12 protein-coding genes are annotated in these 14775 nt (G+C 71.2%); 3 read left to right on the forward strand and 9 right to left on the reverse strand.

Annotated features, from left to right (window positions below; genetic code table 11):
* Positions 1-80: 80 nt before the first annotated feature.
* The 3 genes from galK to galT are packed head-to-tail and all read right to left on the reverse strand — an operon-like array spanning position 81 to position 3273.
* A complete protein-coding gene (gene galK, locus ACIP4Y_RS18445) occupies positions 81-1244 on the reverse strand; it encodes a galactokinase (RefSeq protein WP_401394273.1) in 1164 nt (387 codons plus the stop codon).
* On the reverse strand, positions 1244-2206 hold the full coding sequence (galE, locus tag ACIP4Y_RS18450) for a UDP-glucose 4-epimerase GalE (protein WP_401394276.1): 963 nt from the start codon (positions 2204-2206) through the stop codon (positions 1244-1246). Before galE ends, galK begins: the two co-directional genes overlap by 1 nt.
* Positions 2203-3273 carry a galactose-1-phosphate uridylyltransferase gene (gene galT, locus ACIP4Y_RS18455; protein WP_401394279.1) on the reverse strand — a complete coding sequence of 357 codons (1071 nt, stop codon included), beginning with the start codon at positions 3271-3273 and terminating at the stop codon, positions 2203-2205. The genes galE and galT overlap by 4 nt, the downstream gene beginning before the upstream one ends.
* Before the next feature lie 193 nt (positions 3274-3466).
* On the opposite strand from galT, the gene ACIP4Y_RS18460 reads away from it, so the two are divergent.
* Positions 3467-5158, forward strand: coding sequence for a sodium:solute symporter family protein (locus tag ACIP4Y_RS18460; RefSeq protein ID WP_401394281.1), 1692 nt, complete (start codon positions 3467-3469; stop codon positions 5156-5158).
* Positions 5159-5179: 21 nt separating this feature from the next.
* Complete coding sequence (locus ACIP4Y_RS18465) at positions 5180-5521, forward strand: hypothetical protein (RefSeq protein WP_358641775.1); 342 nt, start codon at positions 5180-5182, stop codon at positions 5519-5521.
* 96 nt (positions 5522-5617) lie between these two features.
* Here the strand turns inward: ACIP4Y_RS18465 and ACIP4Y_RS18470 are convergent, their stop codons facing one another.
* From ACIP4Y_RS18470 to ACIP4Y_RS18485, 4 genes are all read right to left on the reverse strand, one after another.
* Positions 5618-6301 carry a LuxR C-terminal-related transcriptional regulator gene (locus ACIP4Y_RS18470; protein ID WP_401394284.1) on the reverse strand — a complete coding sequence of 228 codons (684 nt, stop codon included), beginning with the start codon at positions 6299-6301 and terminating at the stop codon, positions 5618-5620.
* A 159-nt stretch (positions 6302-6460) separates the two neighbouring features.
* Positions 6461-8248, reverse strand: a complete 1788-nt coding sequence (locus ACIP4Y_RS18475) for a PQQ-binding-like beta-propeller repeat protein (RefSeq protein ID WP_401394287.1) — start codon at positions 8246-8248, stop codon at positions 6461-6463.
* A 73-nt stretch (positions 8249-8321) separates the two neighbouring features.
* On the reverse strand, positions 8322-10124 hold the full coding sequence (locus tag ACIP4Y_RS18480) for a PQQ-binding-like beta-propeller repeat protein (RefSeq protein WP_401394290.1): 1803 nt from the start codon (positions 10122-10124) through the stop codon (positions 8322-8324).
* Between the two features lie 244 nt (positions 10125-10368).
* On the reverse strand, positions 10369-12177 hold the full coding sequence (locus ACIP4Y_RS18485) for an ABC-F family ATP-binding cassette domain-containing protein (protein WP_401394292.1): 1809 nt from the start codon (positions 12175-12177) through the stop codon (positions 10369-10371).
* 182 nt (positions 12178-12359) lie between these two features.
* Between ACIP4Y_RS18485 and ACIP4Y_RS18490 the strand changes: the two genes are divergently transcribed.
* On the forward strand, positions 12360-12953 hold the full coding sequence (locus ACIP4Y_RS18490; protein ID WP_401395191.1) for a Uma2 family endonuclease: 594 nt from the start codon (positions 12360-12362) through the stop codon (positions 12951-12953).
* 6 nt (positions 12954-12959) lie between these two features.
* Here the strand turns inward: ACIP4Y_RS18490 and ACIP4Y_RS18495 are convergent, their stop codons facing one another.
* A complete protein-coding gene (locus ACIP4Y_RS18495; RefSeq protein WP_401394295.1) occupies positions 12960-13853 on the reverse strand; it encodes a 4-(cytidine 5'-diphospho)-2-C-methyl-D-erythritol kinase in 894 nt (297 codons plus the stop codon).
* Positions 13850-14740, reverse strand: a complete 891-nt coding sequence (gene rsmA / locus ACIP4Y_RS18500; RefSeq protein WP_401394297.1) for a 16S rRNA (adenine(1518)-N(6)/adenine(1519)-N(6))-dimethyltransferase RsmA — start codon at positions 14738-14740, stop codon at positions 13850-13852. The genes ACIP4Y_RS18495 and rsmA overlap by 4 nt, the downstream gene beginning before the upstream one ends.
* Between the last annotated feature and the right edge of the window lie 35 nt (positions 14741-14775).

Raw genomic sequence — 14775 nt, forward strand, 5'->3', positions numbered from 1 at the left:
GCCTCCTGCGCGAGCAGCGATCCGACGGGGACGGCCCCGTACGCGGGGGCGCGTTACGGGGCCGGGCGGGCCGGTGGGCGTCAGCTCAGTCGGCGTGCGCCTGCCGCCGGTACCGCCTCGAAGACCCGCGGTGCCTTGAAGGCCGCCGCCGCGAAGGCCTCCTCGATGGTCTTGGTGAGGGTGTCGACCTCGGTGGCCTCGGTCAGGACGACGGCCGAGCCGCCGAAGCCGCCGCCGGTCATGCGGGCGCCCAGGGCGCCGTGCGCGAGGGCGGTTTCGACGACCAGGTCCAGTTCCGGGCAGGAGATGCGGAAGTCGTCGCGGAGGGAGGCGTGGCCCTCGGTGAGGACCGGGCCGATCGCGCGGGTGTCGCCGGCACGAAGGAGGGCGACGGTGCGTTCGACCCGTGCGTCCTCCGTGACCACGTGGCGGACCAGGCGGACGACCTCCTCCTCGTCGCCGAGGCGGGCCAGGGCCGCGTCCAGGCCGTCGTACGGGATGTCCCGCAGGGCGTCGACGCCGAGCAGGGCCGCACCCTTCTCGCAGCCGGCCCGGCGCTTGCCGTACTCGCCGCCGCTGTGGGCGTGCTTGACCTGGGTGTCCACGACCAGCAGGCGCAGGCCCTCGGCCGCGAGGTCGAAGGGGATCTGCTGCTGGGAGAGGTCGCGGGTGTCGAGGAAGAGCGCGTGCCCCGGCTCGCAGCAGGCCGACGCCGTCTGGTCCATGATGCCGGTCGGGGCGCCGACGTAGACGTTCTCGGCGCGCTGGCACAGGCGGGCCAGCTTCCAGCGCTGCAGACCGAGGTCGTACAGGTCGTTGAGCGCCAGGGCGACCACGACCTCCAGCGCCGCGGACGAGGACAGGCCCGCGCCCGTCGGGACCGTGGAGGCGAGGTGGATGTCGGCGCCGGTGATCGCGTGGCCCGCCTCGCGCAGGGCCCAGACCACGCCCGCCGGGTACGCCGTCCACTCCCGGTCGCTCTCCGGGGCGAGGGCGTCCAGCCGCAGCTCCGTGATCCGCGCGGCCCCGCCCTCGATGTCCGCCGAGTGCAGCCGCAGGACCCCGTCGGTGCGGCGGGAGACCGCCGCGATCGCCTGGTGCGGCAGCGCGAACGGCATGACGAAGCCGTCGTTGTAGTCGGTGTGCTCGCCGATCAGGTTGACCCGGCCCGGTGCCGCCCACACGCCCTCCGGCTCCGCCCCGTACAGCTCGGCGAAGCGCTCGGCGACCTGCTGTGCCCCCACTACTGCTCCCTCGTGATGCTCTGCGCGAACTCCCACGCGTCCGCGACGATGCCCGCGAGATCCGCGCGGGTCGGGTTCCAGCCCAGTTTCTCGCGGGCGGTGTCCGCGGACGCGACCAGGACGGCGGGGTCGCCGCCCCGGCGCGGGGCGGCCACCTCGGGGATCGGGTGGCCGGTGACCGCGCGGACGGTCTCGATGACCTGGCGGACGGAGAAGCCGTTGCCGTTGCCGAGGTTGCAGATCAGGTGCTCCCCCGGCCGCGCGGCCGTCAGGGCCAGCAGGTGGGCGTCGGCCAGGTCGGCGACGTGGATGTAGTCGCGGACGCAGGTGCCGTCGGGGGTCGGGTAGTCGTCGCCGTAGACCGAGATGGCCTCACGGCGGCCCTGGGCGACCTGGAGGACCAGCGGGATCAGGTGCGACTCGGGGTCGTGCCGCTCGCCGTACGCGCCGTACGCGCCCGCCACGTTGAAGTAGCGCAGGGACACCGCGGCCAGGCCGTGGGCGACCGCCTCGCTGGTGATCATGTGGTCCACGGCGAGCTTGGAGGCGCCGTAGGGGCTGGTGGGCCGCGTCGGGGCGGTCTCCCGGATCGGGGTCTGCTCCGGCTCGCCGTAGGTGGCCGCGGTGGAGGAGAACACCAGCGTGCGGACGTCGGCCTCGCGCATCGCGGCGAGCAGCGCCATGCTGCCGCCGACGTTGTTCTCCCAGTACTTCTCCGGCTTCACCACCGACTCGCCGACCTGCGAGAACGCGGCGAAGTGCAGCACGCCGTCGAAGGAGGGGTCGAGCCACTTGGCGGCGTCGCGGATGTCGCCCTCGACGAAGGCCGCGCCGGCCGGGACGCCCGCGCGGAAGCCGGTGGAGAGGTTGTCGAGGACGGTCACCTCGTGGCCGGCCTCCAGCAGGTGCTGGGCCACGACACTCCCGACGTATCCCGCGCCACCCGTCACCAGGTACTTCATGAACTCGCTACCTCTCGCAGTCGCTCGGCCGCGCGCTCCGGCGGCACGTCGTTGATGAACACGTTCATGCCGGACTCGGAACCCGCGAGAAACTTCAGCTTGCCGGAAGTGCGGCGGATGGTGAAAAGCTCGAGGTGGAGCGCGAAGTCGTCGCGCGTCACGGCTGTGCCACCGTCGAATTCCTCCATCGAGCCGAACGGGGCCTGGTGCCAGGCCGCGATGTACGGCGTCGGCGGCTCACCCTCGCCGAAGATCCGGTCGAAGCGCCTCAAGAGTTCCAGATAGACCTGGGGAAATTCTGTGCGGGCCGCCTCGTCGAGCGCGAGCAGGTCGGGCACGCGGCGCTTCGGGTACAGGTGGACCTCGTACGGCCAGTGCGCCGCGTACGGCACGAAGGCCGCCCAGTGTTCACCCTCAAGGACGACCCGCTCGCCGGCGAGTTCCCGCTCCAGGACGGCGTCGAACAGGTTCTCCCCGCCGGTGGCCTCCTTGTGGGCGGCGAGCGAGCGGAGCATCAGCGCGGTGCGCGGGGTGGTGAAGGGGTAGGCGTAGATCTGTCCGTGCGGGTGGCCGAGGGTCACACCGATCTCGGCACCGCGGTTCTCGAAACAGAACACCTGCTCGACGGAGGGCAGATGCGACAGCTCCGACGTTCGGTCGGTCCACGCGTCCAGCACCAGCCGCGCCTGCTCCTCGGAGAGGTCGGCGAAGGAGGCGTCGTGATCGGAGGTGAAGCAGACCACCTCGCAGCGGCCGGAGTCGCCGGCGAGGGAGGGGAACCGGTTCTCGAAGACCACGACGTCGTAGGAGGAGTCCGGGATCTCGCTCAGCCGGTCGCCGTGCGTCGGGCACAGGGGGCATTCGTCGGCCGGCGGGTGGTAGGTGCGGCCCTGGCGGTGCGAGGCGACGGCGACGGAGTCGCCGAGCAGCGGGTCGCGGCGGATCTCGGACGTGGTGACCGTACGGTCCAGCGGGCGCCGGTCGGCCGCGTCGCGGACCGTGTCGTCCCGGAGGTCGTAGTAGATCAGCTCACGACCGTCGGCCAGCCGGGTCGAGGTCTTCTTCACGCCGGACTCCTTGTTCGGGCCCTACGGGTGTGTCCGCACCCAATCACTCAACACAATCAAACATAACAGACCACACTTCACCACCCCTCCGTCGATCACAATCAAACAAAGAACACCAGTCGGAGTGTTCAAATAACGAACACGGCGGCGTAGGTTCCGCTCTGGATCAGTTCGCGCAACGAAGCGAGTTCTCATGCAAACCCCCACATACGCCCCCACCCATCTGGCGGCGGAGCTACGACTCCCCACCAACTGGCTGGACTACACGATCCTGGTGATCTACTTCGTCGTCGTCCTCGGCATCGGCTTCGCCGCCCGGCGCTCCGTGAAGACCAGCCTCGACTTCTTCCTCTCCGGACGCTCGCTGCCCGCGTGGATCACCGGCCTCGCCTTCATCTCGGCGAACCTGGCGGCCACCGAGATCCTCGGCATGGCCGCCAACAGCGCCCAGTACGGCGCCTACACCGTCCACTGGTACTGGATCGGCGCCATCCCCGCCATGGTCTTCCTCGGCCTGGTGATGATGCCCTTCTACTACGGCAGCAAGGTCCGCTCGGTCCCCGAGTTTCTGCTGCTGCGCTTCGACCGGGCCGCCCACCTGCTCAGTTCGATCCTGTTCGCGTTCGCCGCCATCCTGATCGCGGGCGTCAACCTCTACGCCCTCGCGATCGTCGTCGAGGCCCTGCTCGGCTGGCCGCAGTGGGTCGCCATCGTCGTCGCCGGCGCCTTCGTGCTCGCGTACATCACCCTGGGCGGCCTGTCCTCGGCGATCTACAACGAGGTGCTCCAGTTCTTCGTGATCCTGGCCGCGCTCATCCCGATTACGATCCTCGGCCTGAAGAAGGTCGGCGGCTGGGGCGGGCTGACCGACAAGCTCACCGCGACCCACGGCGCCGACTTCACCACGGCCTGGGGCGGCACCGGCATCGGGCACACCAACCCGCTCGGCGCCAACTGGCTCACCATCGTCCTCGGCCTCGGCTTCGTGCTCTCCTTCGGCTACTGGACCACGAACTTCGCCGAGGTGCAGCGCGCCCTGTCCGCGAAGAACCTCTCCGCCGGCCAGCGGACCCCGCTGATCGCCGCCTACCCGAAGATCTTCATCGTCTTCCTGGTGATGATCCCGGGCCTGGTCGCCGCCGCGCTGATCCCGAAGTTCGGCACCGCCGGCTCCGGCTACCAGTACAACGACGCCATCCCCTTCCTGATGCAGGAGCTGCTGCCCAACGGTGTGCTCGGCATCGCCGTCACCGGTCTGCTGGCGGCCTTCATGGCGGGCATGGCGGCGAACGTGTCGTCGTTCAACACCGTGTTCACCAACGACATCTGGGCCAAGTACGTGGTGCGCGGCCGCGAGGACGCCTACTACGTGCGCTTCGGCCGCCTGATCACCGCGATCGGCGTCTGCGCCTCCGTCGGCACGGCGTTCCTGGCGTCCTCGTTCTCGAACATCATGAGCTACCTCCAGACGCTGTTCTCCTTCTTCAACGTGCCGATGTTCGTCGTCTTCATCGTCGGCATGTTCTGGAAGCGCGCGTCCGCCAAGTCCGGCTTCTGGGGTCTGCTCGCGGGCACCGTCACCGCGATGGTCAACTACTTCGTGCTCTACAAGAAGGGCATCATCTCGATCCCCTCCGACCAGGGCGCCAACTTCGTCTCCGCGATCGCGGGCTTCGTCGCCGGTGCGGTCGTGATGGTCGCGGTGTCCCTGTTCACCAAGCCGAAGCCGGCGGAAGAGCTGCAGGGCCTGGTCTACGGCACCCGCTCCCCCGGCATGTCCGAACCGCCCGCCGAAGGCGACGACGCCTGGTACCGCAAGCCGGCCCTGCTGGGCTGGGGTGCGGTCGTGCTGGCCGCCGCCTGCTACATCCCGTTCTCGTTCTGACGCGGGAGGATCGAGGAAACCATGACCGAGCATCCTGAGCAGCCGCGCCGTCCGCTGCACTACACCGAGCAAGACGTCCAGCGGGAGGTCTCCGAGCTGGAGACCCAGTCCGCGACCGCGGCCCGCATCTTCGACCTGCGCCGCATCATCGGCGGACTCTTCGTGGTCTACGGCGTCATCGTCACGATCACCGGTATCACCGACTCCCAGGCCGCGATCGACAAGGCCGAGGGCGTCAACATCAACCTGTGGACCGGGATCGGCATGCTGCTCCTGGGCATCTTCTTCCTGGCCTGGCTGAAGCTGCGGCCCACGCCCCCGCCGCTTCCTCCGGAGGGTCTGCCGGAGGAGCGGGCGGAGTAGCCCAGGAGTAGGGGCCCGCGGTTGCGCTGCGGGCCGTACACCGGCTGCGGGTGCGCGGGGGGCTGGTCGTGCAGTTCCCCGCGCCCCTCCGGGGCGCTACTCCGGGCCGGAGTGCAAAGGCCCCGCGCGGTCCAGCAAGCCTGTTCGTGCTGCCAGCGCCGCCGCTTCCAGCCGGGACCCCACGCCCAGTTTCATCAGCACCCGTTGGACATGGGTGCGCGCGGTGCTCGGGGCGATGCCCATGCCCGCCGCGATCCGCCGGGTGTCCTCGCCGTCGGCGACCCGGACCAGCACCTCCACCTCACGCGGTGTCAGCATCTCCAGCAGCCGCTGCGCCTCGTCGTCGGGCTGCGCCGCCGGGTTCAGCAGCTCGCTGAACGCGCCCTGGAGCAGCAGCGGAGCCACCGCGGCCTCCCCCGCCCGGGCCTTCATGATGGCCCGCTCGACCCCTTCGATCCGCTCGTCGTGCCGCACGTACCCCGACGCCCCCGCGGCGAAGGCCGCCGCGATCCCGCGCGGCGACGGCACCGGGCCGAGCACCAGCACCGCCACCTGCGGGCGCTCCCGCTTGATCTTCACCACCGGGTCGAAGACCCCCGGCTCGGCCGGCGCCGCCGTACCCAGCAGGCACACCTCGGGCGCCCGCGCGATCACCAGATCCGCCGCGCCCGCGGCCGGCGCCGCCGCCGCGACCACCCGGTGCCCGCGCAGCTTGAGCGCCGACGCCAGCGCCTCCGCGAGCAGCCGATGGTCGTCGACGACCAGGAGCCGCACTCCCATAGACCAACCCCCCAGTCCCCCCGGCACCCCCGCCCTTCATGCCCCCGGAAGCTACACGCTTGTTCGACGTCGCGCTGCCCCTCTCCATGAGAAGTGCCCCGGATCGATGAAATCCGGGGCACTTCTCGGCAAGTCACCCATTCGGGCGAGACCGCGGTGTCAGCCGTCCGTACCGAACGCCATCACGAGGTACTCCTTGCTGAACGACGACATGTCCCGCTCCTTGGCCCACACGGCGGACATGTACAGCCGGCCCTGGCCGAAGCGCAGCTCCGCGTACTCGGGCAGCAGGTTGGCCTCCGAGTCCCGCACGCTCTTCGTGGCGGGGTTCTCCAGCAGCTTGTCCGCCTTGAACGAACCGCCGTCGATGCTGACGACCTGGCCGCCCTTGTTGTACGGCGGCGCCTTGTAGGCGAGGAGGTTGCCGCCGTCGATGCGCAGCGGGGAGAAGGTGTAGCCGTCGCCGGCCTCGGCGCGCTGGCCGGTCGGCTTGCCGGTCTTCAGGTCGAAGGCGACGATCTCGTTGGTCTTGCTGAAGTCGCCCTTGCCGTCGTGCGCCTCGGTCGCCAGGTACAGCCTGCCGTTGCCCGCCACGACCTGCTTGCAGTCCTCGACCCGGGTGATGCCGTCGCAGCGGCCCGCGTAGGTGTCTCCGGGTGCGGGGATGCGGGCGAGCAGCGTGCCGGTCCTGCCGTCGATGGAGAAGTAGTCCGAGACGCCGCTGCCGTCGCCCGCGCTCTGGCCGACGTCGGCCGCGACCACCAGCGGGTCGGTGGAGACGACGGAGGCGTAGTCGATGCCGTCCGGCATCTTGTACTCGGAGTTCACCTTCCCGCTGGCCGGGTCGACGGTCTGGATGTGCAGCTGCGGCTCGTCGTAGGTGCCGCACTTGCGCACCGCGACCAGCCGGGTGCCGCCGCCGTACCCCTCGTCGTGGCAGGTGTCGTCCGGCTTGGGCTGCCACAGCGTCTTGCCGGACTCGATGTCGAACGCAGCGCCGCCCTCACCGCCGCCGACCGCGACGGTGTGCTGGGCGACGGTCACGTTCGAGAAGGTGACCGGGTAGTCACCGGACTTGATCGACTTCGTCCACAGCCGCTTGCCGGAGGTGAGGTCGACGGCGGAGATCTGGCTGCAGCCCGCGGAGGAGCCCTTCGCCGGCATCTTCGGCTGGAAGGCGACCGCCGTGCGGCCGTCCTCGTCGACATGGCTGCTGGTCGCGCAGACCGGGCCGGGCAGCTTGAGCGTCCACAGCTCGGTGCCCTTGGCCGGGTCGTAGCCGACGATCTCCGCGATACCGCTCTTGGCGTACACCGTGTCCGTCAGCCAGGAGCCCATGGTGCTGACCGTGTCGTCCGCCTTGGGCAGCGGCACCTCGAAGAGCACCTTGGCGGCCGCATCGGACGGCACCTTCTCCTTGCCGCCTCCGCCGGTCGTGCCACCGGAGCCCTTGCCGTTCGAGCCGCCGGTGCCGCCGCCGGAGGAGGCGGTGGTGTGCTGCGGGTCGTCGTTCCCGGAGGACTTGGCGTACCAGATGCCGCCGCCGACGATCAGCGCGATGGCGACGACCGCCGCGACGACGATGAGCAGCGCGGTGTTGTTCCGCCCGCCGCCCGCTCCCGGCTGGGGCTGCATCGGCACGGTCGGCGGCTGCCCCTGGCCCGGGTAGCCGTAACCGGGCTGCGCGCCGTGCATCGGCTGCGTGGGCTGGGTGTAGGGGTTGTGCGGCGGGGCGCCGTAGCCGGGGGGCTGCGGGGCGGGGTGGGCCGGCGGCTGGCCGTACGGGTTCTGCTGCGCGCCGGGCCGGCCGTACCCGGGCTGCGGCGGCTGGGCCGGCGGCTGCGGCGGCTGGGCCGGTGGCTGCGGGGGCGGGACCGGCGGGTAGCCGTAGCCCGGTTGCGGCGGCTGCGGCGGCTGGTTCGGCGGGGGCGGGGGCGGCTGGGTCATGGCGCGGATACCTCGGTGACGCGGGAAGGCCGTACGGCGAAGGGGACTCGGGCAGGGGCGGGCTGCGGCCGGCTCAGTTGCCGAAGGCCATCAGGAGCTTCTCCTTGGCGTCGTCGTCGCCGGACAGCCGGCCCGCGGAGACGAAGAGCCGCCCGCCGGTCCAGTCGACGACGCCGTCGTAGAAGGTGTTCTCGGCCTCGGCGGCGCCCTGCGGGTTCTGCAGCAGCCTGGTCGTCGGGTGGGACGAGCCGGTGACCGGGACCGACACGACCTGGCCGCCGGTGTCGTACGACGGCTGCACGTACGCGACGAGCTTGCCGCCCTCGACCTTCACCGGGGACATCGGCTCGTCGGCCGGGGACTTCACCCGCCACTTCGCCTTGCCGTCGGAGAGGCTGATGGCGACGATCTCGTTGGCGCTGCCGGTGGCGTCGGTCGGCAGGTAGAGCATGTTCGCGTCGACCGCGACGCCCTGGCAGCCCTGCAACTCGCGCTCCAGGACCGCCCATCCGCAGCGGGGGGCGAACTTCTCGTCGACCTTGACCTCCGAGCGGAACTTGCCGTTCTTGGTGAAGGTGGAGATGTTCCAGACCTTCTTGTCCCGGTTGGTCAGGTAGACCACGAGCGGGTCGACCGAGTAGGTCCGGGTCACCTCCCAGCCCTTCTTGACCGGCTGGGTCCAGCGCACCTTGCCGGTGGCCGGGTCGAGTTCCTGGATCTCCTCGTGCTCCTTGCCGGTGCCGGCGCCGCAGGAGGCCACCTGGATCAGCCGGCCGGTGCCGCCCGCGTAGGCGGCCGGGAAGCAGGCCGCGCCGTACTTCTTCTTGTCGTACAGCTTCTTGCCGCTGTCGATGTCGTACGCCGTGCCCGACTGGGAACGGCCCACCATCAACGTCTTGCCGCTGACCGTCAGTTCGACGTTGAGCGCGCTGTCGAACAGTCCGCCGTCGGCGACCTCGGCGCTCCAGCCCTTCTCGCCGGTGCGCAGGTCCAGCTGCTGGAGCTGGTTGCACTTGGCGCGGTCGCCGCCGCCGTTCAGGTACGCCACGACGATCTTGTCGTCGGCGGACTTCTGCTGGGTGACCGCGCAGATCTTCTGCGGGAAGTCGACCGGCCCCCAGGCGGTGCTGCCGTCGGCGGCACCGAAGGCGAAGACCTGCTTGTACGCCGCCTTCACCGCCGTGTCGCCGCTGAACCACATGCCGGGCGCGTCGGCGCCGGAGGCCGGGGCGTCGGGCGCCGGCTTGTACCAGAGCACCTTCGCGTCCCCGGCCCGGCGGCCCTCGTTGAGGTGCTCCGGGTCGTCGCCGGAGGTGGTCGGCGAGGCGGTGGCGGAGTGCTTGGGGTCGTCGCTCTGCTGGGCGACCGGCTTCTTCCTGCCGCCGCCGTCGCCTCCGCCGGTGACCGCGAACACCGTGCCGCCGACGACCAGCAGCGCGGCCACCGCGCCGCCGACGATCAGCGCCGTCTTCTTGCGGGAGGCCGGCTTGCCGGCGAAGGGACCACCGGGTGCGGCGCCGGGCATGCCCGGGTACGGCGGCTGCTGCGGGTGGCCGTAGCCGGGCTGCGGGGCGCCGTACGGGCCCTGCTGCTGCGGGGGTTGCTGCGGGTAGCCGTAGGGGCCCGAGGCGGCGCCGTACGGGCCGGGCTGCGCGGGCTGTTGGGGATAACCGTAGCCCGGCTGGGGCTGCTGCGGGGGGCCCGCGGGCGGCTGCGGGGGCGCGCCGAAACCGCCCTGCGCCGGCGGGGTCTGGGGCGCGGCACCGAAACCGCCCTGCGGCGGCTGCGGGGCGGGGCCGAAACCGCCGCCCTGCGGTGGCTGGTCCTGCGGCGGTCCGAACCCGCCCTGCGGCGGCTGGTCGGGCGGCTGAGTCATCAGCGCTCTTCCCCCTCGTTCACTGATTTTTAGCCACGCCCCGAGGTTCGTGACGGCCCCAAGGTCGCTTACAGACAGTTCTCAGACGGCTCTTTCTATCACCCGGCGCGGACAGCGCACGGGGCCGCGTCCTCCCCTGTTCCCAAGGGCGGACCGGCCCGTGACGCCGTTGTTATGCGCCTTCACGCCCCCTTCACGCAACGCACGCGCCCCCTTCGTGCCGCGAAGTCGGAGACGTGCGGGCTCAGGCGTCCTCCGCCAGTTCCAGCCAGCGCAGCTCGAGTTCCTCGCGCTCCCCGGCGAGGTCCCTCAACTGGGCGTCCAGCTCGGCCACCTTGGCGAAGTCGGTGGCGTTGTCGGCCATCTGCGCGTGCAGCCTGGACTCCTTCTCGGAGATCCTGTCCAACTGACGCTCGATCTTCTGCAGTTCCTTCTTGGCGGCGCGCTGGTCGGCAGCGCTCTTCTCCGCGGTGACCGGCTTGGGTGCCGCGGCGGCACTCTCCGCGGCGACCGCCTCCTCCATCCGCTGCCGCCGCTCCAGGTACTCGTCGATACCGCGCGGCAGCATCCGCAGGGTGCCGTCGCCGAGGAGGGCGAAGACGCGGTCCGTGGTGCGCTCCACGAAGAACCGGTCGTGGGAGATGACGATCATCGAGCCGGGCCAGCCGTCGAGGACGTCCTCCAGCTGGTTCAGGGTCTCGATGTCGAGGTCGTTGGTGGGCTCGTCCAGGAAGAGGACGTTCGGCTCGTCCATGAGCAGGCGCAGCAGCTGCAGCCGCCGCCGCTCACCGCCGGAGAGGTCCCCGACCGGCGTCCACTGCTTCTCCTTGTTGAAGCCGAACGTCTCGCACAGCTGCCCGGCGGTCATCTCGCGCCCCTTGCCGAGGTCGACGCGCTCCCGGACCTGCTGCACGGCCTCCAGCACCCGCCAGGCGGGGTCGAGTTCGGCGACCTCCTGGGAGAGGTAGGCGAGCTTGACGGTCCGGCCGACGGCGATGCGCCCGCCGGCGGGCTGCTCCTCGCCCTCCGTACGCGCCGCGGCGGCCATGGCCCGCAGCAGCGAGGTCTTGCCGGCGCCGTTCACGCCGACGAGGCCGATCCGGTCACCGGGGCCCAGCTGCCAGGTGACGTGCTTGAGCAGCACCTTCGGCCCGGCCTGCACGGTGACGTCCTCCAGGTCGAAGACGGTCTTGCCGAGCCGGGAGGAGGCGAACTTCATCAGCTCGCTGCTGTCCCGGGGCGGCGGCACGTCCGCGATCAGCTCGTTGGCGGCCTCCACACGGAAGCGCGGCTTGGACGTACGGGCGGGGGCGCCCCGCCGCAGCCACGCCAGCTCCTTCCTGACGAGGTTCTGCCGCTTGGCCTCCTCGGTCGCGGCGATCCGCTCCCGCTCCGCGCGCGCGAAGACGTAGTCGGAGTAGCCGCCCTCGTACTCGTACACGTCGCCGCGCTGCACGTCCCACATGCGGGTGCAGACCTGGTCCAGGAACCACCGGTCGTGCGTCACGCAGACCAGCGCCGAGCGCCGGTTCTGCAGGTGCTTCGCGAGCCAGGCGATGCCCTCCACGTCGAGGTGGTTGGTGGGCTCGTCCAGGACGATCAGGTCCTGCTCCTCGATGAGCAGCTTGGCCAGCGCGATGCGGCGCCGCTCACCGCCGGAGAGCGGCCCGATGACGGTGTCGAGACCCTTCGGGAAGCCCGCCAGGTCCAGCCCGCCGAACAGCCCGGTCAGGACATCCCTGACCTTGGCGTTGCCGGCCCACTCGTGGTCGGCCATGTCACCGATGACCTCGTGGCGGACGGTGGCGGCGGGGTCGAGGGAGTCGTGCTGCGTGAGCACGCCGATCCGCAGCCCGCCGGAGTGCGTGACCCGGCCGGTGTCGGCCTCCTCCAGCTTGGCGAGCATCCGGATCAGAGTGGTCTTGCCGTCGCCGTTGCGCCCGACGACCCCGATCCGGTCCCCTTCCTGCACACCGAGCGAGACGCCGTCCAGCAGGGCACGGGTGCCGTACACCTTGCTGACGTTCTCGACATTGACCAGGTTGACGGCCATTTCACTCCTGTGCGCGGGGCTGTGTCCGTGTGCGGCTCCGCCGCGGGATCGACCTTCTAGCGTAGGCCCTGCGGGGGTGAGGGCGGCGCGCGAGGGGGATGTCACTATTTGTGATGACGTGATCGGGAAAGGGCCGCTACGGTGGGAAGGCAGGCCGCAGGATCCCGTCCATGGGAGGAACCATGACCGCCGAGCCCGCAGAGCACCGTCATCAGTGGCCGGTGCCCCCCCTGGACGGCTACACCGTGGACGACCTGTTCACGCTGCCGGATCTCCCGCCGCACACCGAGCTGATCGACGGGAGCCTGGTTTTCGTGAGCCCGCAGCGCTACTTCCACTTCGCCGCGATCCACCTGCTGGCGAACGGGCTGCGCAGCACCGTGCCGTCCGACTTGAAGGTCGTGTGCGAGATGACGGTGGTGTTGGACCGGCGTAACGGTCCCGAGCCGGACATCTCCGTGGTCCGCGCCGACGCCGTGACCGGCCCGCGCCAGACCCGTTTCGAAGCGGCCGACGTCCATCTCGCCGTCGAGGTGATCTCACCGGACTCCGAGGCTCGCGACCGCGACACCAAACCGCACAAGTACGCCGCAGCCGGCATTCCCCACTTCTGGCTGGTCGACATGGCGGGCCAGGATGACCACCCTGTCGTCCAGGTGTACGAACGCGGCGAAGCCACCGGTACCTACGCGTTGACGGGCATCTATCACGACCACGTCAAGGTGAGCGCTCCCTACGACATCGTCATCGACCTGACCACCTTCAACCAGTACTGAACCTGCTCAGACCACCGTCGCCCCCGCCACCGGCCCCACCGCAGTCCGCACCGTCCTGCACGTCCCCGACGCCCGCAGAACCTCGGCCACCTTCTCCGCCGCCTCGGCATCCCGCGCGAGGAACGCCGTCGTGGGCCCGGACCCCGAGACCAGCGCGGCGAGCGCACCCGCCCCGCGCCCCGACTCCAGCGTGTCCGCCAGCTCCGGGAAGAGGGACAAGGCGGCCGGCTGGAGATCATTGGAGACGGCGGCGGCCAGCGCCTCGGCGTCCCCCTTCGCCAGCGCCTCCACCAGCTCCGCCGAAGCCACCGGCTCGGGGATCTGCCGTCCCTCCGCCATCCGGTCGAACTCGCGGAACACCGCCGGCGTCGACAGCCCCCGCTCGGCCATCGCGAACACCCAGTGGAAGGTGCCGCCGACCTCCAGGGCGGTCAGCTGCTCGCCCCGCCCGACACCGAGGGCCGCCCCGCCGACCAGGCTGAACGGCACGTCACTGCCCAGCTCGGCGCAGATCGCGAGCAGCTCGGCGCGCGAGGCACCCGTGCCCCACAGCCGGTCGCAGGCGAGCAGCGCGCCCGCGCCGTCCGCGCTGCCGCCCGCCATGCCGCCGGCGACCGGGATGTCCTTGGCGATGTGCAGGTGGACGTTCGGTTCGATGCCCCGGCGGCCGGCGAGGGCGATCGCGGCGCGCGCGGCGAGGTTGGTGCGGTCCAGGGGGACCTGGCCGGCGTCCGGGCCCTCGCAGGTGATCCGCAGTTCGTCCGCGGGGGTCACCGTGACCTCGTCGTACAGGCCGACGGCGAGGAAGACGTTGGCGAGGTCGTGGAAGCCGTCCGCGCGGGCGGCGCCGACCGCGAGCTGGACGTTGACCTTGGCCGGGACACGGACCGTGACGCTCACGTGCCGCTCTCCTCGTGTCCGGTGACGGCGTTCTTGTGTTCCGCGATCCGCGCGAACTCCTCCACCGTCAGCGACTCGCCGCGCGCCTGCGGCGAGACCCCGGCCGCGACCAGGGCGGCCTCGGCGGCGGCGGCCGACCCGGCCCAGCCGGCGAGCGCGGCCCGCAGGGTCTTGCGGCGCTGCGCGAAGGCCGCGTCGACGACCGCGAAGACCTCCTTCTTCGAGGCCGTCGTCTCGAGCGGCTCGGCCCGCCGGACCAGGGAGACCAGCCCGCTGTCGACGTTCGGGGCGGGCCAGAAGACGTTGCGGCCGATGGCCCCGGCCCGCTTCACCTCGGCGTACCAGTTGGCCTTCACGGACGGCACGCCGTACACCTTGTTGCCGGGCGCGGCGGCGAGCCGGTCGGCGACCTCGGACTGCACCATGACGAGGGTGCGCTCGATGCTCGGGAAGGTGTCGAGCATGTGCAGCAGCACGGGTACCGCGACGTTGTACGGCAGGTTCGCCACCAGGGCCGTCGGGGCGGGGCCCGGCAGCTCGCCGACGTGCATGGCGTCCGAGTGGACCAGCGCGAACCGGTCGGCGCGCTCGGGCATGCGGGCGGCGATGGTCGCGGGCAGCGCGCCGGCCAGTACGTCGTCGATCTCGACGGCGGTGACCCGGTCGGCGACCTCCAGCAGCGCGAGGGTGAGCGAGCCGAGTCCCGGACCGACCTCCACGACCACGTCGTCGGGGCGGACGTCGGCGGTGCGGACGATCCGGCGGACCGTGTTGGCGTCGATCACGAAGTTCTGGCCGCGCTGCTTCGTGGGACGGACACCGAGCGCTGCCGCGAGCTCGCGGATGTCGGCCGGACCGAGGAGGGCGTCGGGGGTGGGGCTGCTCACGGGGACAAGGGTACGGGGGTCCGGGGGGCCGGCTC

The organism is Streptomyces sp. NPDC088810 (assembly GCF_044750305.1).
In the GTDB taxonomy this organism is placed as follows: domain Bacteria; phylum Actinomycetota; class Actinomycetes; order Streptomycetales; family Streptomycetaceae; genus Streptomyces.

What these genes read in the sequence shown, in the direction of transcription:
- galE (WP_401394276.1), bottom strand. Translation starts at nt 2,206, where the DNA reads ATGAAGTACCTGGTGACGGGTGGCGCGGGATACGTCGGGAGTGTCGTG.
- ACIP4Y_RS18460 (WP_401394281.1), top strand. Translation starts at nt 3,467, where the DNA reads ATGCAAACCCCCACATACGCCCCCACCCATCTGGCGGCGGAGCTACGA.
- ACIP4Y_RS18465 (WP_358641775.1), top strand. Translation starts at nt 5,180, where the DNA reads ATGACCGAGCATCCTGAGCAGCCGCGCCGTCCGCTGCACTACACCGAG.
- ACIP4Y_RS18470 (WP_401394284.1), bottom strand. Translation starts at nt 6,301, where the DNA reads ATGGGAGTGCGGCTCCTGGTCGTCGACGACCATCGGCTGCTCGCGGAG.
- ACIP4Y_RS18475 (WP_401394287.1), bottom strand. Translation starts at nt 8,248, where the DNA reads ATGACCCAGCCGCCCCCGCCCCCGCCGAACCAGCCGCCGCAGCCGCCG.
- ACIP4Y_RS18480 (WP_401394290.1), bottom strand. Translation starts at nt 10,124, where the DNA reads ATGACTCAGCCGCCCGACCAGCCGCCGCAGGGCGGGTTCGGACCGCCG.
- ACIP4Y_RS18485 (WP_401394292.1), bottom strand. Translation starts at nt 12,177, where the DNA reads ATGGCCGTCAACCTGGTCAATGTCGAGAACGTCAGCAAGGTGTACGGC.
- ACIP4Y_RS18490 (WP_401395191.1), top strand. Translation starts at nt 12,360, where the DNA reads ATGACCGCCGAGCCCGCAGAGCACCGTCATCAGTGGCCGGTGCCCCCC.